The following is an 18,326-nucleotide window of genomic DNA, read 5'->3' as shown; positions in this document are numbered from 1 at the left end:
TATGCAATGTGACAGCTGACTTCCTCCTCGCATCTGCGGAATTATGATCCTGGTATCCGCACGGCAGCGTGCGGCAGAGAGGAAGACTTCCTGTGACAACCCGTTCCGCACGACGGCACGCCCTGCCACTGGCTCTGGGCGGCGCCGCGATGCTGCTGGCGCTCACTGCCTGCTCCTCCTCGGACGACAAGTCCTCCGATTCCGCCACTCCCTCCGCCGCGAGCACCAACTCGACCTCGGCGAGCGCGTCGCCGCAGGTCAGCGGCTCCATCACGGTCTTCGCCGCGGCCTCGCTCAAGGAGTCCTTCAGCACGCTGGGCAAGCAGTTCGAGGCCGCCTACCCGGGCACGAAGGTCACCTTCAACTTCGGCGGCAGCGACACCCTCGCCGCGAGCATCACCGCGGGCGCGCCCGCGGACGTCTTCGCCGCCGCGAGCCCGGCCACCATGAAGACGGTCACGGACGCGGGCGACGGTGCGGGTACGCCGACCACCTTCGTCCGCAACCAGCTGGAGATCGCCACCCTCCCCGGCAACCCGCAGCACATCGCCACCCTCAAGGACCTCACCAAGCCCGGTCTGAAGGTCGCGCTGTGCGCGAAGACCGTGCCGTGCGGCTCCGCGGCGCAGAAGGCGCTGACGGCGAGCCACATCAGCCTCACCCCGGTGTCGTACGAGCAGGACGTGAAGTCCGCGCTGACCAAGGTGGAGCTCAAGGAGGTCGACGCCTCGGTGGTCTACCAGACCGATGTGAAGGCCGCGGGTGGCAAGGTGGACGGCGTGCAGTTCCCCGAGTCCGCCGGTGCCATCAACGCCTACCCGATCGTGGCGCTCAAGGACGCCCCCAACGCGACGGCCGCCGAGGCCTTCATCGCGCTGGTGAAGTCCGCCGAGGGCCGGAAGGTGCTGACCGATGCGGGCTTCCTGAACCCGTGACGGACGACTCCCCCGCCGCGACGGCCGGCCTCCGGGACGCCTCCGGAGGCCGGCCGCGCGGCGGCGCGCGCAAGGGCGGCCGGCTGCCGGTCGCACTGGTGCTGCCCGCGCTGATCGGCCTGGTCTTCCTGCTGCTGCCGCTGGTCGCGCTGCTGATCAGGGCGCCCTGGCGGAGCATGCCCGACCAGCTGACCAGTGCCGCGGTCTGGCAGGCGCTGCGGCTCTCGCTCCAGACGGCGACCCTGGCGACCGCGGCCTCGCTGGTCTTCGGCGTGCCGCTGGCCTGGCTGCTGGCGCGTACGGCCTTCCCCGGGCGGCGGCTGGTGCGCGCGCTGGTCACCCTGCCGCTGGTGCTCCCGCCGGTGGTCGGTGGGGTGGCGCTGCTGCTGGCACTGGGCCGCAACGGGGTGGTGGGGCGCTGGCTCGATTCGGCGTTCGGCATCACCCTGCCCTTCACCACCTCGGGGGTGGTGGTCGCCGAGACCTTCGTGGCGATGCCCTTCCTGGTGATCACCGTCGAGGGCACGCTGCGGGCCGCCGACGCGCGGTACGAGGAGGCCGCCGCCACCCTGGGCGCCTCCCGGCTCACCGCCTTCCGCCGGGTGACGCTGCCGATGATCGCACCGGGGGTGGCGGCCGGCGCGGTGCTGGCCTGGGCGCGGGCGCTGGGCGAGTTCGGGGCGACCATCACCTTCGCGGGCAGTTTCCCCGGGCGCACCCAGACGATGCCGCTCGCGGTCTACCTGGCGCTCCAGGACGACCCGGCAGCGGCCATCGCGCTGAGCCTGGTGCTGCTCGCGGTGTCCCTCGCGGTGCTGGCGGGGCTGCGCGAGCGCTGGACGGGGGCGCTGTGACGACCCTGGCCAAGGGCGAGGGACTCGACGCCCACCTGGTGCTGGAGCGCGACGGTTTCACCCTGGACGTGGAGCTGGCCGTGCGGCCCGGCGAGGTGCTGGCGCTGCTCGGGCCGAACGGGGCGGGCAAGACCACCGCGCTGCGCACGCTGGCCGGGCTGACCCCGCTGACCGGCGGGCACCTGCGGCTGGACGGGGAGACCCTGGAGGACCCGGCGCGCCGGCGGCGGGTCGCGCCCGAGGGCCGTCCGGTCGGGGTGATCTTCCAGGACTACCTGCTCTTCCCCCATCTGACGGCGCTGGAGAACGTCGCCTTCGGGCCGCGCTGCCACGGGGTGCCGCGAGCCGCGGCACGGGCCCTGGCCGCCGACCTGCTCGACCGGATGGGCCTCGCCGACCACGCGGGCGTCAAGCCGCGGCGGCTGTCGGGCGGGCAGGCCCAGCGGGTGGCGCTGGCCAGGGCGCTGGCCACCGGGCCGCGGCTGCTGCTGCTCGACGAGCCGCTCGCGGCGCTCGACGCCGGTGCCCGGCTCGACGTGCGCGCCGAACTGCGGCGGCATCTGGCGGCGTTCGAGGCGGTGGCGGTGCTGGTCACCCATGACCCGCTGGACGCGATGGTGCTGGCGGACCGGCTGGTGGTGATCGAGAACGGCCGCCTGGTGCAGGAGGGCACTCCCGCGGAGATCGCCCGCCGCCCGCGCACCGACTACGTCGCCCGGCTGGTCGGCCTGAATCTCTACCGGGGCAAGGCCGCGGGCCGCACCGTGAGGCTGGTGCCGGGTCTTGACCTGACCACCACGGAGGAGGTCGACGGGCCGGCCTTCGTCGCCTTCCCGCCGGGTGCGGTCGCCCTGCACCGGGACCGGCCCGACTCCAGCGCGCGCAACGCCTGGCCGGCGAAGGTGGTCGGCATGGAGTCCCACGGCGCCCAGATCCGGGTCGCGCTCGCCGGTTCCGGCCCGGCGGACGGTCTGCCCTTCGCGGCCGACCTGACGACGGTGGCGGTCGCCGAACTCGGGCTGGCGCCGGGTGGCGGGGTGTGGGTCTCGGTCAAGGCCGCGCAGACGCACGCCTATCCGGCCTGACGGCCGGCGGCAGGGGGCCGCTCGCGGTGGCCTGAAGGTCGTACGGAGGCGCTGCCCCGTGGCCGCGCGCGGTTCCGCCCCCGGGTGGTGCTCCGGGGGCGGGACCGCGCGACGGACCCCTACGGCAGGTCAGCCGCGGGAGACGGGCTCAGGAGCGGCCCGCTCAGGCGGTGGGCAGGGTCCAGGCCTGGTTGGCCGAGCCCGTGCAGCTCCAGATCTGCAGCTTCGTGCCGTTGGCCGAGGTGTTGCCCGTGGCGTCCAGGCACTTGCCCGACTGCGGGTTGACCAGCGAGTTGTTCGAGCCGGGCTGCCAGACCTGCGACCCGGTCCCGTTGCAGTCGTAGAGCTGCACCTTCGTCCCGTTCGCGGTCCCGGCCGCCGCCACGTCCAGGCACTTGCCCAGCGCCCGCACGGTGCCGCCGGAGCCGACGGTCCAGCTCTGCGCGGTGGTCCCGTTGCAGTCGTAGAGCTGCACCGCGGTGCCGTTGGCGCTGCTCGCCCCGGCGACGTCGACGCACTTGCCGCCGATGCCGTGGATCGGCCCGGTCGCACCGCCGGCCGGCGGGGTGACGGGGCCCGACTGGCCGCCGAGCCAGCGCAGCCCCTGGAGGAGGAGCTGGTTCTGCTGCGCGCTGGCGAAGGTCGACGACAGGGTGGTGTTCGTCGCGTAGTCCATCGCGTTGTGGCCGAAGTTGTTGTAGATCATCCGGTAGTTGTGGTTGGTCCACACGATCGGGTAATACCCGCTGTACCAGGTCTGGTTGGGGTCCGTGCCGATCGGGAAGGTGGACTGGTCCATCGACGCCAGGATGTCGATGTCCGGGTTCTGCCGCAGGTCGTGCTGCCAGCTGTACCACTCGCTGACCGACGAGGTGATCGTGGACGGCAGGCCCGCGGTCGCCGGGTGGTTCGGGTCCTCGATCTTCAGCGTCTCCGAGGTCGGGCCCCAGGTGTTGGACTTGAAGGTCCCGGTGCCGAGGAAGGTCTCGTGGTACCAGGACCAGTCGCTGGGCGTCTGGTCGTTGTAGGCCGAGACGTGGAAGCCCATCCAGCCGCCGCCGTTGTTCATGTACGTCTGGAAGGCGCTGCGCTGGGCGGCGGTCTGCGGGTAGTTGTCGAGGAACATGACGACCTGGTAGTTCGCCAGGTTCGCGGTGTTGAGCTGGTTCCAGTCGTTGGTCGCGGTGTACGAGAAGCCGTTGGCCGCGGCCTGCTGCGGGAACCAGGCGTTCGCCTCGTGCACGAAGCTGATGTGCGCGGCGTCGTAGGTGCCGTCGTAGAAGGCGAGCACCTTGAAGGCGGGTGCCGCCGCGTGCGCCCGGTGGGCGGGGGCGGTCAGTGCGGCCAGCAGTACGGCGAGCAGGGCGAACAGCCTTATCAGGATGCGGGGTCGTGCGGTACGGGTGATGACCATGGAGGGCCTTCCTGGTGCGCGACGGTGGGGGGGACGTGCGCCTGTAGCAGGATTCAAAGGTCTAGACGCTGTTCATGTCAATGACCTATGGTCCATACCATCCTGACGCTCCCCCACTTTTTTCCCACAGGCCGTCAAGGAGCCCCCCATGCAGCACTTCCTCCGCAGGAGCCCTGACACACCTCGTCGTAACCGGTTTCTCAATCTGCCCGGTCTGGTCGCGGCAGCAGCGGTGCTGACCACGGCGGCAGCATTTGTGACCGGTACCGGTGCCGCGACCGCCGCCAACCCGGCCGCCACACCGGCCGCGGCCCCCGCCGTCGCCGCCGCGCCCACCGCCTTCGCGCACCCGGGCGTCATGGTCAGCCGGTCCCAGCTCGACTACGTGCGCGGCAGGGTCCAGGCCGGCGCGGCGCCCTGGGCCGCCGCCTACGCGCAGATGACGTCCAGCTCCTACGCCTCGCTCTCGCGCACCCCCAAGCCGCGCGCCACCGTCGAGTGCGGGCCGTATTCGGACCCCAACAACGGCTGTACGGACGAGCGCGAGGACGCCATCGCGGCGTACACCGACGCGCTCGCCTGGTACATCAGCGGCAACTCCGCCTACGCCCAGGAGTCGATCAAGCTGATGGACGCCTGGTCGGCGACCATCACCGGGCACACCAACAGCAACGCGCCGCTCCAGACCGGCTGGGCGGGCTCGGTGTGGCCGCGGGCCGCCGAGATCATCAAGTACACCTACACCGGGGGCTGGCCCGGCTCCGCGCGCTTCGGCACCATGCTGCGCAACGTGTACCTGCCCGAGGTCATCAACGGCTCCAACAGCAACGGCAACTGGGAGCTGACGATGATGGAGGCCGCCGTCGGCATCTCCGTCTTCCTCGACGACAGCGCCTCCTACGACCGGGCGATCGCGCGCTACCTCAACCGCGTCCCCGCCTACATCTACCTCAGCTCCGACGGCGCGCTGCCCAAGACCGTGCCCGGCAGCGGTCTGACCACCTCGTCGCAGATCATCGGCTACTGGCAGGGCCAGTCGACCTTCGTGGACGGCCTCACCCAGGAGACCTGCCGCGACTTCACCCACACCGGTTACGGCATCGCGTCGATCTCCGACATCGCCGAGACCGCGTACATCCAGGGCCAGGACCTCTACCCGCAGGTCGGTGCCCGGTTGCAGCAGGCGCTCGGCTTCCAGTCGAAGTACGAGCTCGGCACGGCACCCCCGTCATGGCTGTGCGGCGGCCACCTCAACCTGGGGCTCGGCCCGGTGACCGAGGTCGGCTTCAACGCGCTGCACAACCGGATGGGCATCGCGATGGCCAACACCCAGACGCTGACGGAGTCGCGCCGCCCCGCGGGCTCCAACAACCTCTTCGTCGCCTGGGAGACGCTGACCAACGCGGACAACCCCGCGGTGGCGCCCGGCGGTTCGACACCGCCGCCGAGCACCCCGCCGCCCGGGAACGGGTCAGGGCCGATCACCGGGATCGGCGGCAAGTGCGTCGACGTCGCAGGGGCGAGCAGCGCCAACGGCACCGCGGTGCAGCTCTACGACTGCAACGGGACCGCCGCGCAGAGCTGGACGGTCGGCTCCGGCGGCGCGCTCCAGGCGCTGGGCAAGTGCCTGGACGTGGCGGCGGCCGGGACCGCGAACGGGACGAAGGTGCAGCTCTACGACTGCAACGGGTCAGGCTCGCAGATCTGGCAGGCAGGGACCGGTGGCTCGCTGGTCAACCCGCAGTCGGGCAAGTGCCTGGACGCCACAGGCAACACCTCGGCCAACGGCACGAAGCTGCAGATCTGGAGCTGCACGGGCTCGGCCAACCAGGCCTGGACCCTGCCGGGCACCTGAGGGCCCGCCCTCCCGAAGACGGCGCCGCCGCGAAGCAGGGTGCGCATTCGCGGCGGCGCCCCTCCCCCCGGGGAGGTGGCCGTTTCGTTCAAGACGGCACGGGACCGCGCGCCTAGCGTGGGGTGCATGAACGCACAGACCGTGACACCGCGTATCGACATGATCGGCCTGGTCGTCGCCGACATGGCCGCCTCTCTCGCCTTCTACCGCAGGCTCGGGCTCGAACTGCCCGCGCAGGCCGACACGCAGCCGCACACCGAGGTCTCGCTGCCCGGCGGGCTGCGGCTCGCGTGGGACACCGTGGAGACCGTCCGCTCCTTCGACCCCGGCTGGTCGCCCGCGACCGGCAGCCGGGTCGCGCTCGCCTTCGACTGCGGCAGCCCCGCCGGGGTCGACGCGGTGTGGGCCGAGCTGACGGGCGCCGGCCACAAGGGGCACCTCGAGCCGTGGGACGCGTTCTGGGGCCAGCGCTACGCCGTCGTCCACGACCCCGACGGCAATGCCGTGGACCTCTTCGCGGCGTCAGCCGCCTCCTGAGGGCCGCGCCACCAGCTCCCCCAGCGGGACCCCGGCCAGGGCCCTGACCTCGCGGGACAGGTGCGGCTGGTCGGCGTAGCCGGCGTCCGCGGCGACCCTGGCGAAGGGCACGCCGCCCCTGGCCATCCCCAGCGCGCGCTGGAGCCGCAGCACCCGGGCCAGCGTCCTGGGCCCGTAGCCGAAGGCGGCCTCGCAGCGGCGGCGCAACTGCCGCTCGCCGAGGCCGCAGGCGGCGGCGACGCCGGCGACCGGGCGGCCCGCGGACAGCGCGGCGGCGACCGCGGGGAGCAGCGGGTCGGCGGGGCCGAGACGCCGCGCCCGGTCCGCGGCCCACGCGTCGAGCACCACCGCGGGCCCGCGGTCCGCCCGCGCCGCCAGCCGCCTGGCCTCGGCGGCGGGCCACAGGTCGTCGAGCGGCACCCGCAGGTCGCGGACCTCACGGGCGGGCAGGCCGAGCAGCGCGGGGCCGACGCCGGGGGCGAAGCGCAGCCCGGCATAGCTGCTGCCGGGCCGGTCGGCGACCACATAGGCCCGCGTGTCGGGGCCCGCGACCAGCAGGGCACCGTCGTGCCAGATCAGGTCCATGCAGCCGTCGGGCAGCACCCGGTAGGGGTCGCCGCCGCTGTCGGTCCGCGTCCACAGGACCGCCCCTGGGGCCAGGGCGGCCCGTTCCCGATACCCGCTCACCCCTCCATGGTGCCCCGGGTCAGCCGTGGTGGTGCTCGTCCCAGGGCGACTGCTGCGGTGGGAAGGGGGGCAGCGGCGGCGGCGCGAGCGGCCGCGGCGGGCGGGGCGGTGTGACCGGGTCGGCCGGGCCCGGCTTGGGGCGGCGGGCCCGCAGCCGGGAGCGGACGTCGCCGTGCGGCAGGACGTCCACCCAGCGCTCGGGGTACTCGGCGGGCGGCGGGTCGTCCTCCTCCTCGGCCGCGGCGGCCTGCCTGGCCCGCCGGGCGGCGGCCCGCGCGACCACCTCGGCGGCGGCGGCCACCTTGCGCTCGTCGTTCTCCTCGCGGGCGGCGGCGGTGGCCAGTGACGGCCACACCCGGTCGACGGCGGCGTTGACCGCGGCGCCGACCAGCACCGCGAAGGCCGACACCCCGATCCACAGCAGGACGGCCACCGGCGCGGCCAGCGATCCGTAGATCGTCGGGCCCTCCACCGCGTGCGTGAGGTAGATCCGCAGGACGAAGCTGCCGACCACCCACATCAGCAGCGCGACCAGCGCCCCCGGCACGTCCTCGTACCAGGGCGCCCTCACCGGCACTGACACGTGGTAGAGCGTGGTCAGGAAGGCGACGGAGGCCAGCAGCACGAACGGCCAGTAGAGCACGTGCACCGTGCCCGAGGTGCCGGGCACCAGGTCGTTGACGGCGTTCGGGCCGACCACGATCAGCGGCAGCACGGCGGCGCCCAGGACCAGCGCGACCACGAAGAGGAGCAGCGACATCAGCCGGGTGCTCACGATGCCGCGGCGGCCCTCGAGGCCGTACATGATGGTGATGGTGTCGACGAAGACGTTCACCGCGCGGGAGCCGGACCACAGGGCGATCAGGAAGCCCAGCGAGATCAGGTCGGGGCGGCGGCCGTGGAAGACGTCGTCGACCAGGGGTTTGACCAGTTCGTTGACGCCCTTGTCGGACAGCACGGTCGCGGAGGCGCTGAGGATGTTGTGGCGGATGTGGTCGATGGTGTCCAGGCCGATGACCGTGTCGACATAGCCGAGCGCACCGACCAGGCCGAGCAGCAGCGGCGGCAGCGACAGCAGGACGAAGAAGGCCGCCTCCGCGGCGAGGCCGGTGACCCGGTACTCCATGCAGGAGTCGACGGTGTCCTTGAGCAGCAGCCAGCCCACCTTCCGCTTGGAGACGTTGCGGTAGAGCACCCGGGCCCGCCGCCAGCGGTTGGGGCGCCGATGGCTTCTTTCTTCTGCTGCTTGCACGCCCTTACGTTAGCTGGCATGACTGCCCCCACTCACACGGTGACGAACCAGGCCCCGCCCCTGGCCGGCCATGACGTGTACAGCACCGACACCGCCCTCACCGAGGCCGTCGCCCGTCACGCGGATCCCGCGGGACTTGCGGAGATCACGGAGGAGCTGTCCCGGCTCGGACAGGCCGCGGGATCCGCACAGGCGCAGAGGTGGGGTGAGGAGGCGAACACGTACTCGCCCGTGCTGCGCACCCACGACCGCTACGGCAACCGCATCGACGAGGTCGACTTCCATCCGGCCTGGCACCGGCTGCTCGGCCACGCGGTGACGGCGGGCCTGACCGACGCCTGGTCGCGGCCTGACGGGCACCTGCGGCGGGCGGCAGGATTCCTGGTCTGGTCCCAGGTGGAGGCCGGGCACGGCTGCCCGGTGTCCATGACGCACGCGGCGGTGCCCGCGCTGCGCACCGACCCGGTGCTCGCCGCGGAGTGGGAGCCGCGGCTCGGCTCCCACGTCTACGACCCGCGGCTGGTACCCGCGGGCGGGAAGCCCGGCGCGCTGTTCGGTATGGGCATGACCGAGAAGCAGGGCGGCTCCGACGTCCGCGCCAACACCACCAGGGCGGAACCGCTGGCCGAGGAGGGCGCGTACGCGCTCACCGGGCACAAGTGGTTCTGCTCCGCGCCGATGTCGGACGGCTTCCTGGTGCTGGCGCAGGCGCCCGCCGGGCTGACCTGCTTCCTGCTGCCGCGGGTGCTGCCCGACGGCACCCGCAACGTCTTCGCGATCCAGCGGCTCAAGGACAAGCTCGGCAACCGCTCCAACGCGTCCTGCGAGGTCGAGTTCGCCGGCACCTGGGCCCGGCGGGTCGGCGAGGAGGGGCGCGGGGTCGCCACCATCATCGAGATGGTCGCCGCCACCCGGCTGGACTGCGCGCTCGGCTCGGCCGCGCTGATGCGCCAAGCCGTGGCACAGGCCGTGCACCACGCCACCCACCGCAGCGCTTTCGGCGGTCCGCTCGTCGACAAGCCGCTGATGCGCAACGTCCTGGCGGACCTGGCCCTGGAGTCGGAGGCGGCCACCACGACGGCGCTGCGGCTCGCCGCCGCCTGCGACGCCGACACCGAGCAGGAGCGGCACTTCAGGCGGCTGGCGGTCGCCGTGACCAAGTTCTGGGTCACCAAGCGCTGCCCCCCGGTCGCGGCCGAGGCCCTCGAATGCCTGGGCGGCAACGGCTACGTCGAGGAGTCCGGGATGCCGAGGATCTTCCGGGAGTCCCCGCTCAACTCGGTGTGGGAGGGGTCGGGCAACGTCCAGGCGCTCGACGTGCTGCGGGTGCTGGCACGCGAACCCCTGGCGGTCGACGCCTTCCTCTCCGAGGTGGGCCTCGCCAGGGGGGCGGACCACCGCCTGGACGCGGCCGTCAAGGACCTGCTGTCCGAGCTGGGCGACCTGGAGGGGGTGGAGGTCCGGGCCCGGCGCATCGTCGAGCGCATGGCGCTGGTGCTCCAGGGCTCGCTGCTGGTCCGGTTCGCACCGCCGCAGGTGGCCGACGCGTTCTGCGCCTCGCGCCTGGGCGGCGACTGGGGCTCGTCCTTCGGCACCCTGCCGGCCGGCCTCGACCTGGCCCCGATCCTCGCCAGGGCCGCCCCGACCGCGCCGTAGCCCGCGGCGGCCCGTGCCCCCGCGGGCGCGTGCCGTCCGGGGAGGGGCACGCACAGCGGAGGGGGTGGTGCCGCGCCGACTCGGCACCACCCCCCGTCCGTGACGCGGCGTCAGGGTCCGCCCTTTGCGCCTGCGGGCGCAACCGTTGCACCCGGTTGCAGGAAAGCCGAGCGGCCCGGGCCGGCACCCGTGCACCATGGCAGGGACGGCAGAACGGAGGCGCCGTGCCACACCTTCCGATCGGTTTCGGGCGGCTGGACAGCAGCGACGTCCTGATGTCACCGCACCTGCTCGCCTCCGTACGGGCAGCCACCCTCGCGGGGGACGTGCCGCCCGAGGCGCCGCGCGCGGTGATCGGCGCGTCGTGGGAGCGGACCCTGGGGCACGGCGTGGACCCCGACGTCGGCCGGCACAACGGCCTGCTCGGCACCGAGGAGATCGAGCACCGCAGGCACAGCACCCCGCTGGGGGACGTACTGCAGGTGCTGCGCGAAGGCCTGGTCCCGGTCGCCGACGCGGCCTGGCACATCATGGTGGTGACCGACGCCGAGGGCCGGCTGCTGTGGCGGGACGGCAGCCTGGCCGTACGCAGGAGCGCCGACCGGCTCGGCTTCGCCGAGGGCGCCTCCTGGTCGGAGGAGGTGGTCGGCACCAATGCCATCGGCACCGCCCTGATCACCCGCGCACCGCTCCAGGTGCACTCGGCCGAGCACTTCGTGCGGACGCACCACGGCTGGACGTGCGCCGCCTCGCCGCTGCACGACCCGCGGGACGGGCGGCTGCTCGGGGTGGTCGACGTCAGCGGGCCGGCGGCGACGGTGCACCCGGCGACGCTGTCGCTGGTGTCGGCGGTCGCGAAGGTCGCGGAGGCCGAGCTGCGCTCGCGGCACTGGGCGGCGGTGGAGCGGCTGCGCTCGGTCGCGGCGCCGCTGCTGGCCGGGATCGGCGGCCAGGCGCTCGTGGTGGACCGCAACGGCTGGACCGCGGCGGCGACCGGGCTGGCCCCGCCGGGGCGGGTCGCGCTGCCCGCGTCGGTGGCGGCCGGGCAGATGTGGCTGCCGTCGCTCGGGGTGTGCCGGCTGGAGCCGCTGCCCGGCGGCTGGCTGATCCGGGTGGGCGGCCGGGAGTCGCCGCCTGCGGCGAGCCGGGTGGTGGTCGACGTGAGCCGGCCGAAGGGCTGGACGGTCACCGTGTCGGGGCCCGCGGGCAGCTGGTCGCAGGCGCTGAGCCCGCGGCACGCGGAGCTGCTGTACGTGCTGGCCCTGCACCCGGCGGGCAGGACGGCGGCGCAGCTGGCGGCCGACCTGTTCGGCGACCCGAGCCGTACCGTCACCGTGCGGGCGGAGATGTCGCGGCTGCGCAGGAACCTGGCGGGGGTGCTGGCCCACCGGCCCTACCGCTTCGCGGAGGAGGTGGAGGTCGAGCTGCTGCGGCCGGAACGCGCCCTCGACCTGCTGCCGCACTCGGTGGCGCCCGCGGTGCTGGCCGGCCGGGCGGCCTGAGCCCGGCCCTTCGCGGGAGCGGGATCCGGCCACGGCGGCGGCGGGACCTGCGCCTACCCTTGGCGGCATGAGCACCGCCGTGACCACCTGGTCCCTCGAACTGACCGCGCCGGAAGAGCTGCGCCCCGCCGCGGTGCCCGCGGCCGATTCCGGTGTCCGGATCGTGCGGGCCGAAGTCCCCTCACCGGACTTCGGGCGCTTCCTCTACACCGCGGTCGGCGCGGACTGCTCGTGGACCGACCGGCTGCCGTGGCCGCCGGAGCGGTGGCGGGAGCTGCTGGAGCGGCCGGGGACCGAGTTGTGGGTGGCCTACGAGCACGGCACCCCGGCCGGCTACGTGGAGCTGGCCGGGCAGGACGACGGCGTGGTCGAGATCGGGTATTTCGGGCTGCTGCCGGACTTCCGCGGCCGCGGCGTCGGCGGCCACCTGCTGTCGTACGGGACCGAGCGGGCCTGGGACCTGGGCGGACGCTGGCCGGGCCGCCCCGCGACCCGGCGGGTGTGGGTGCACACCTGCTCGCTGGACGGGCCGTACGCGCTGGAGAACTACCGGCGGCGCGGCTTCCGCGTCTACGACACGGTGACCACGGCACCTGCCGTGCGGCCGGAGCGGCGGCCGCTCGGCGCCGGTAGTGACGCATGACACAGTTTCTCGCATCGTGAGATTATCTGGTCCACATGGTGGATAGCGGTGGACTCGCCGGAGACCCGCATGCCACGCTTTCGTCATGTCACGCACTGGAATCGCCTTGGTAGGTCGGCCGCACGTCGACTTCTGCCGCGTGTCCAGCGCCATCTGTCCGGCGGGCTGACCGCACAGCCGCACCACTCCGCCATCCCCGTCGTCGTGGATGCCCGGGAGTTCCCCGCCGTCCGCCGCGCCTGCACGACAGCTCTGCGTTTCCCCAGGCCACAGGGTACTTCCGCGCCGTCAACGACCGTATTCGAGCCTGCCAGAAGGACGCATCGCCATGGCATCCAGCCCCGACACCCCCCAGCCGCCGGCCGGGGGCCGGCCCAGGACTCCCGCCGCCGCCCGTCGCAAGACGTCCCGGCACCGCGGTGAAGGCCAGTGGGCCAAGGGCCACTTCACGCCGCTCAATGGCAACGAGCAGACGAAGAAGGACGACGACGGTCTCAACGTGCGGACGCGCATTGAGACGATCTACGCCAAGGCGGGCTTCGACTCCATCGACGGCGCCGACCTGCGCGGACGCATGCGCTGGTGGGGTCTCTACACCCAGCGCCGCCCCGGGATCGACGGCGGCAGGACCGCGATCCTGGAGCCCGAGGAGCTCGACGACCGCTACTTCATGATGCGGGTCAGGATCGACGGCGGCCGGCTGACCGTGGCCCAGCTGCGGGTGATCGGCGAGATCTCGCAGGAGTTCGCGCGCGGCACCGCCGACATCACCGACCGGCAGAACGTGCAGTACCACTGGATCCGCATCGAGGACGTGCCGGAGATCTGGCGCCGCCTGGAGGAGGTGGGCCTGTCCACCACCGAGGCGTGCGGCGACACCCCGCGCACCATCCTCGGCTCCCCGGTGGCGGGCATCGCCGCGGACGAGATCATCGACGGCACCCCCGCGATCGACGAGATCAAGACCCGCTACATCGGCAACAAGGAATTCTCCAACCTGCCGCGGAAGTTCAAGACCGCGGTCTCCGGCTCGCCGCTGCTCGACGTGGTGCACGAGATCAACGACGTGGCCTTCGTCGGCGTCCGGCACCCCGAGCACGGCCCGGGGTTCGACGTGTGGGTGGGCGGCGCGCTGTCCACCAACCCGCGGCTGGGCGAACGGCTCGGCGCCTGGGTCCCGCTTGCCGAGGTCCCCGACGTGTGGGCCGGCGTGGTGGGGATCTTCCGCGACTACGGCTACCGCCGGCTGCGCTCCCGCGCCCGGCTGAAGTTCCTGCTGGCCGACTGGGGCGTGGAGAAGTTCCGCCAGGTGCTCCAGGACGAGTACCTCGAGCGCGAGCTGATCGACGGCCCGGCGCCCGAGCTGCCGCAGGCGCAGTGGCGCGACCACATCGGGGTGCACCGGCAGAAGGACGGCCGCTACTACGTCGGCTTCGCCCCCCGGGTCGGCCGGATCGACGGCACCACGCTGACGAAGATCGCCGAACTCGCCGCGGGCCACGGCTCCGACCGGCTGCGTACCACCACCGACCAGAAGATGCTGGTCCTGGATGTGGAGCAGGACCGGATCGAGTCGCTGGTGTCCGGGCTCGAATCGCTCGACCTGCAGGTCCGCCCGTCGTCCTTCCGGCGCGGCACGATGGCCTGCACCGGCATCGAGTTCTGCAAGCTGGCGATCGTCGAGACCAAGGCGCGCGGCGCCTCCCTGATCGACGAACTGGAGCGCAGGCTGCCGGAGTTCGACGAGCCGATCGCCATCAACATCAACGGGTGCCCGAATTCGTGCGCCCGGATCCAGACCGCCGACATCGGCCTGAAGGGCCAGCTGGTCACCGGCCCCGACGGGGAGCAGACCGAGGGCTACCAGGTGCACCTGGGCGGCAGCCTCGGCCTCGAGCCCGGTTTCGGCCGCAAGGTGCGCGGGCTGAAGGTCACCGCGGCCGAACTGCCGGACTACGTCGAGCGGGTGCTCACCCGTTTCCAGGCCGAGCGCACCGAGGGCGAGCGCTTCGCCCAGTGGGCGGCGCGGGCCTCGGAAGAGGCGCTGTCATGACCGAGCGAGCCGCCCCGTTCTACTGCCCCTACTGCGGCGACGAGGACCTGCGTCCCTCCGAGGAGGGCCACGGCGCCTGGGAATGCCGGGCGTGCAGCCGGGCATTCCAGTTGTCGTTCCTCGGTCTGCTGGCCAGGAGGCCGGCCGCCGACTCTCCGCATGGAGGCGATTCGTGAGCACCGCACCGTATACGACCCAGGACCTGCAGCAGCTCGCAGAACAGGCGGGCCGCGACCTGGAGGAGGCGTCCGCACTCGACATCCTGCGCTGGGCCGCCGACACCTTCGGGCCGCGCCTGTGCGTGACCTCCTCGATGGAGGACGCCGTCGTGGCGCACCTCGCGTCCCGCGCGCTGCCCGGCATCGACGTCGTCTTCCTCGACACCGGCTACCACTTCCCCGAGACCATCGGCACCCGGGACGCGGTGGCGGCGGTGATGGACGTCAACGTCATCACGATCAGCCCGCGGCAGACCGTCGCCGAACAGGACGCGCAGTACGGGCCGAAGCTGCACGACCGCGACCCCGACCTGTGCTGCGCGCTGCGCAAGGTCGCCCCCCTCGAACAGGGCCTGGCCGGCTACGACGCCTGGGCGACGGGCCTGCGCAGGGACGAGTCGCCGACCCGCGCCGACACCCCGGTCGTCAGCTGGGACGCCAAGCGGCAGAAGGTCAAGATCGCCCCGATCGCCCGCTGGACGCAGGACGACGTGGAGTCCTACGTCGCCGAGCACGGAGTGCTCACCAACCCGTTGCTGACGGACGGTTACGCGTCCGTCGGGTGCGCGCCCTGCACCCGACGGGTGCTGGAGGGCGAGGACGCCCGCGCCGGACGCTGGGCGGGCCTGGGCAAGACCGAGTGCGGAATACACCAGTGACGGCACCCCAGGAGCAGGAGACCCCGATGACCACCGGCGCCACCGTATGGCTCACCGGGCTGCCGAGCGCGGGCAAGACCACCATCGCGACGGCGCTGGCGGACACGCTGCGGGCACAGGGCCGCCGGGTCGAGGTGCTGGACGGCGACGAGATCCGCGAGTTCCTGTCCGCGGGCCTGGGCTTCACCCGCGAGGACCGGCACACCAACGTGCAGCGGATCGGCTTCGTCGCCGAACTGCTGGCGTCCAACGGGGTGCTGGTGCTGGTGCCGGTCATCGCGCCCTACACCGACAGCCGCGAGGCGGTGCGCAAGCGCCACCAGGCCCACGGCACCGGCTATGTGGAGGTCCATGTGGCCACCCCTGTCGACGTGTGCTCGGTCCGCGACGTCAAGGGCCTGTACGCCCGGCAGGCCGCCGGTGAACTCACCGGCCTGACCGGGGTGGACGACCCGTACGAGGTCCCGGAGAACCCGGATCTGCGGATCGAGACGCAAGGCAGCACGGTGGAACAGTCCGCCGCAGCGGTGCACGCGCTGCTCGCCGAGAGGGGCCTCACGACATGACCACGACCGTCACGCACACCGAGCAGCGGGACAGCCCGTACGCGCTGACGCACCTGGACGCGCTGGAGTCCGAGGCGGTGCACATCTTCCGCGAGGTGGCGGGCGAGTTCGAGCGGCCGGTGATCCTCTTCTCCGGCGGCAAGGACTCGATCGTCATGCTGCACCTGGCGCTGAAGGCGTTCGCGCCCGCGCCGGTGCCCTTCACGCTGCTGCACGTGGACACCGGGCACAACTTCCCCGAGGTGCTCGACCTGCGCGACCGCACGGTCGCCGAGCACGGCCTGCGGCTGCACGTCGCCAAGGTGCAGGACTACATCGACGACGGACGGCTGCGCGAGCGCCCCGACGGGCTGCGCAACCCGCTCCAGACGGTGCCGCTGACCGAGGCCATCCAGGCGCACCGCTTCGACGCCGTCTTCGGCGGCGGACGGCGCGACGAGGAGAAGGCCAGGGCCAAGGAGCGGGTGTTCTCGCTGCGCGACGAGTTCTCCCAGTGGGACCCGCGCCGGCAGCGCCCCGAGCTGTGGCAGCTCTACAACGGCCGGCACGCGGCCGGTGAGCACGTGCGGGTCTTCCCGCTGTCCAACTGGACCGAGCTGGACGTGTGGCAGTACATCGCCCGCGAGGGGATCGAGCTGCCGGAGATCTACTTCGCGCACGAGCGCGAGGTCTTCAGCCGCAACGGGATGTGGCTGACCGCCGGCGAGTGGGGCGGCCCGAAGGCCGGTGAGCCGGTGCAGACCAGGACCGTGCGCTACCGCACGGTCGGCGACATGTCCTGCACCGGTGCGGTCGACTCCGCCGCCACCACGCTGGACACGGTGATCACCGAGATCGCCGCGTCCCGGCTGACAGAACGGGGTGCCACCCGCGCCGACGACAAGATGTCGGAGGCGGCCATGGAGGACCGCAAGCGCGAGGGGTACTTCTAACCATGACCAGCACCACGAGCCCGCTGACCGCGGAAGAGCTGTCGGCGACCACCCTGCTGCGCTTCGCCACCGCGGGGTCGGTCGACGACGGCAAGTCCACCCTGGTGGGCCGGCTGCTGCACGACTCCAAGTCGGTGCTCAGCGACCAGCTGGAGGCCGTCGAGCGCGCGTCGCTCGGCCGCGGCCAGGAGACGCCCGACCTCGCGCTGCTCACCGACGGCCTGCGGGCCGAGCGGGAGCAGGGCATCACCATCGACGTGGCCTACCGCTACTTCGCCACCGCCAGGCGCCGGTTCATCCTGGCCGACACGCCCGGCCATGTGCAGTACACGCGGAACATGGTCACCGGCGCCTCGACCGCCGAGCTTGCCGTGGTGCTGGTGGACGCCCGCAACGGGGTGGTCGAGCAGACCCGCAGGCATGCCGCGGTGGCCGCGCTGCTGCGGGTGCCGCACGTGGTGCTCGCGGTCAACAAGATGGACCTGGTGGACTTCGCGGAGCCGGTCTTCGCCGCCATCGCCGAGGAGTTCACCTCCTACGCGGCCTCGCTCGGGGTGCCGGAGATCACCGCGATCCCGATCTCCGCGCTGGCCGGCGACAACGTGGTGGAGCCGTCGGCGAACATGGACTGGTACGGCGGCCCGACGGTGCTCGAACACCTGGAGACGGTCCCGGTCAGCCACGACCTGACCGGCTGCCCCGCGCGCTTCCCCGTGCAGTACGTGATCAGGCCGCAGACCGCCGAGCACCCCGACTACCGCGGCTACGCCGGCCAGATCGCGTCCGGCCTGCTGCGGGTCGGCGAGCCGGTGACCGTGCTTCCCTCGGGGCGTACGACGACGATCTCCGGCATCGACGCGCTGGGCCACAGCGTGGACACCGCGTGGGCGCCGCAGTCGGTCACCGTGCTGCTCGCCGACGACCTGGACGTCTCGCGCGGCGACCTGATCGCGCCCTCGGGTTCGCTGCCCGCGGTGACCCAGGACATCCGGGCCACGGTGTGCCACCTGCACGAGCGGCCGCTGCGGATCGGCGAGCGGGTGCTGCTCAAGCACGCCACCCGGACGGTGAAGGCGATCGTCAAGGCGCTGCCCTACCGGATCGACCTGTCGCACGGCCTGGCGCACGAGAACGAGCCGGCGGCGCTGGAGGTCAACGACATCGGCGCGGTGCTGCTGCGCACCGCGGAGCCGCTGCCGATCGACGCCTACGCCGACGCGCGGCTCACCGGTGCTTTTCTGCTGATCGACCCCGCGGACGGTACGACGCTGACCGCCGGCATGGCGGGCGAGGCGTTCGCGGAACGCCCGTCCGCGCCCGGTGGCGCGGCCGATGACGAGGGATGGGACTTCTGACCATGGCTCAGGAAGCCTTTTCGGGATTCGCGAAGGAGGGCGGGCGCGTCGGCAGCGGCTCGCTCGGCTCGGGTACGGGCGGGGTCGCACGATGTGTGTGCTGACCCGGTACACGGCGGTCCA

18 protein-coding genes and 1 pseudogene are annotated in these 18,326 nt (G+C 72.7%); 16 read left to right on the top strand and 3 right to left on the bottom strand.

Annotation, left to right across the window (positions count from 1 at the left end; translation table 11 throughout):
- Positions 1–149 precede the first annotated feature (149 nt).
- Genes modA through ACGFMP_RS19035 form a run of 3 tightly spaced genes read left to right on the top strand, consistent with a single transcriptional unit; the run spans position 150 to position 2,874 of the window.
- The gene (modA, locus tag ACGFMP_RS19045) at positions 150–935 is read left to right on the top strand and encodes a molybdate ABC transporter substrate-binding protein (RefSeq protein WP_393673787.1); all 786 of its coding nucleotides are present in this window, start codon (positions 150–152) and stop codon (positions 933–935) included.
- On the top strand, positions 932–1,789 hold the full coding sequence (locus tag ACGFMP_RS19040) for an ABC transporter permease (protein WP_393673660.1): 858 nt from the start codon (positions 932–934) through the stop codon (positions 1,787–1,789). Before modA ends, ACGFMP_RS19040 begins: the two co-directional genes overlap by 4 nt.
- Positions 1,786–2,874 carry an ABC transporter ATP-binding protein gene (locus ACGFMP_RS19035; RefSeq protein ID WP_393673658.1) on the top strand — a complete coding sequence of 363 codons (1,089 nt, stop codon included), beginning with the start codon at positions 1,786–1,788 and terminating at the stop codon, positions 2,872–2,874. Before ACGFMP_RS19040 ends, ACGFMP_RS19035 begins: the two co-directional genes overlap by 4 nt.
- 163 nt (positions 2,875–3,037) lie before the next feature.
- On the opposite strand, the gene ACGFMP_RS19030 is transcribed toward ACGFMP_RS19035, so the two are convergent.
- Complete coding sequence (locus ACGFMP_RS19030; RefSeq protein WP_393673656.1) at positions 3,038–4,288, bottom strand: ThuA domain-containing protein; 1,251 nt, start codon at positions 4,286–4,288, stop codon at positions 3,038–3,040.
- A gap of 148 nt (positions 4,289–4,436) precedes the next feature.
- Between ACGFMP_RS19030 and ACGFMP_RS19025 the strand changes: the two are divergent.
- The 3 genes and pseudogenes from ACGFMP_RS19025 to ACGFMP_RS19015 all read left to right on the top strand — a co-directional run.
- Positions 4,437–5,702: pseudogene (locus ACGFMP_RS19025) on the top strand (alginate lyase family protein); the annotation flags it as partial.
- Between the two features lie 3 nt (positions 5,703–5,705).
- Positions 5,706–6,143, top strand: a complete 438-nt coding sequence (locus ACGFMP_RS19020) for a ricin-type beta-trefoil lectin domain protein (RefSeq protein WP_393673786.1) — start codon at positions 5,706–5,708, stop codon at positions 6,141–6,143.
- 126 nt (positions 6,144–6,269) lie between these two features.
- Positions 6,270–6,680 carry a VOC family protein gene (locus ACGFMP_RS19015; RefSeq protein WP_393673654.1) on the top strand — a complete coding sequence of 137 codons (411 nt, stop codon included), beginning with the start codon at positions 6,270–6,272 and terminating at the stop codon, positions 6,678–6,680.
- Here the strand turns inward: ACGFMP_RS19015 and ACGFMP_RS19010 are convergent.
- Together ACGFMP_RS19010 and ACGFMP_RS19005 are read right to left on the bottom strand one after the other, a co-directional pair.
- Complete coding sequence (locus ACGFMP_RS19010) at positions 6,666–7,367, bottom strand: helix-turn-helix domain-containing protein (protein WP_393673652.1); 702 nt, start codon at positions 7,365–7,367, stop codon at positions 6,666–6,668. The two genes, ACGFMP_RS19015 and ACGFMP_RS19010, sit on opposite strands and share 15 nt — an antisense overlap.
- 19 nt (positions 7,368–7,386) lie before the next feature.
- The gene (locus ACGFMP_RS19005; RefSeq protein WP_393673651.1) at positions 7,387–8,619 is read right to left on the bottom strand and encodes a YihY/virulence factor BrkB family protein; all 1,233 of its coding nucleotides are present in this window, start codon (positions 8,617–8,619) and stop codon (positions 7,387–7,389) included.
- A gap of 18 nt (positions 8,620–8,637) precedes the next feature.
- Between ACGFMP_RS19005 and ACGFMP_RS19000 the strand changes: the two genes are divergently transcribed.
- From ACGFMP_RS19000 to ACGFMP_RS18955, 10 genes are all read left to right on the top strand, one after another.
- Positions 8,638–10,275 (top strand): acyl-CoA dehydrogenase family protein, encoded by a 1,638-nt coding sequence (locus ACGFMP_RS19000; RefSeq protein ID WP_393673649.1) that lies wholly within the window; start codon positions 8,638–8,640, stop codon positions 10,273–10,275.
- Between the two features lie 275 nt (positions 10,276–10,550).
- Positions 10,551–11,777, top strand: a complete 1,227-nt coding sequence (locus ACGFMP_RS18995; protein WP_393673784.1) for a GAF domain-containing protein — start codon at positions 10,551–10,553, stop codon at positions 11,775–11,777.
- Positions 11,778–11,844: 67 nt separating this feature from the next.
- Positions 11,845–12,420 carry a GNAT family N-acetyltransferase gene (locus tag ACGFMP_RS18990; RefSeq protein WP_393673647.1) on the top strand — a complete coding sequence of 192 codons (576 nt, stop codon included), beginning with the start codon at positions 11,845–11,847 and terminating at the stop codon, positions 12,418–12,420.
- A gap of 85 nt (positions 12,421–12,505) precedes the next feature.
- The gene (locus ACGFMP_RS18985; protein ID WP_322899662.1) at positions 12,506–12,589 is read left to right on the top strand and encodes a putative leader peptide; all 84 of its coding nucleotides are present in this window, start codon (positions 12,506–12,508) and stop codon (positions 12,587–12,589) included.
- A 159-nt stretch (positions 12,590–12,748) separates the two neighbouring features.
- Positions 12,749–14,473, top strand: a complete 1,725-nt coding sequence (locus tag ACGFMP_RS18980; protein ID WP_393673645.1) for a nitrite/sulfite reductase — start codon at positions 12,749–12,751, stop codon at positions 14,471–14,473.
- The gene (locus tag ACGFMP_RS18975; protein ID WP_393673644.1) at positions 14,470–14,649 is read left to right on the top strand and encodes a hypothetical protein; all 180 of its coding nucleotides are present in this window, start codon (positions 14,470–14,472) and stop codon (positions 14,647–14,649) included. Before ACGFMP_RS18980 ends, ACGFMP_RS18975 begins: the two co-directional genes overlap by 4 nt.
- On the top strand, positions 14,646–15,350 hold the full coding sequence (locus tag ACGFMP_RS18970) for a phosphoadenylyl-sulfate reductase (RefSeq protein ID WP_393673642.1): 705 nt from the start codon (positions 14,646–14,648) through the stop codon (positions 15,348–15,350). The genes ACGFMP_RS18975 and ACGFMP_RS18970 overlap by 4 nt, the downstream gene beginning before the upstream one ends.
- Before the next feature lie 26 nt (positions 15,351–15,376).
- A complete protein-coding gene (gene cysC, locus ACGFMP_RS18965) occupies positions 15,377–15,916 on the top strand; it encodes an adenylyl-sulfate kinase (protein WP_393673783.1) in 540 nt (179 codons plus the stop codon).
- Positions 15,913–16,848, top strand: coding sequence for a sulfate adenylyltransferase subunit CysD (cysD, locus tag ACGFMP_RS18960; protein ID WP_393673640.1), 936 nt, complete (start codon positions 15,913–15,915; stop codon positions 16,846–16,848). The genes cysC and cysD overlap by 4 nt, the downstream gene beginning before the upstream one ends.
- A gap of 2 nt (positions 16,849–16,850) precedes the next feature.
- Complete coding sequence (locus ACGFMP_RS18955) at positions 16,851–18,203, top strand: sulfate adenylyltransferase subunit 1 (RefSeq protein WP_393673638.1); 1,353 nt, start codon at positions 16,851–16,853, stop codon at positions 18,201–18,203.
- Positions 18,204–18,326: the final 123 nt, after the last annotated feature.

Source organism: Streptomyces sp. NPDC049040 (assembly GCF_043197715.1).
GTDB lineage: Bacteria > Actinomycetota > Actinomycetes > Streptomycetales > Streptomycetaceae > Actinacidiphila.
Note: the sequence above shows the minus strand (reverse complement) of the source record. Positions and strands in the feature narration are given on the sequence as shown.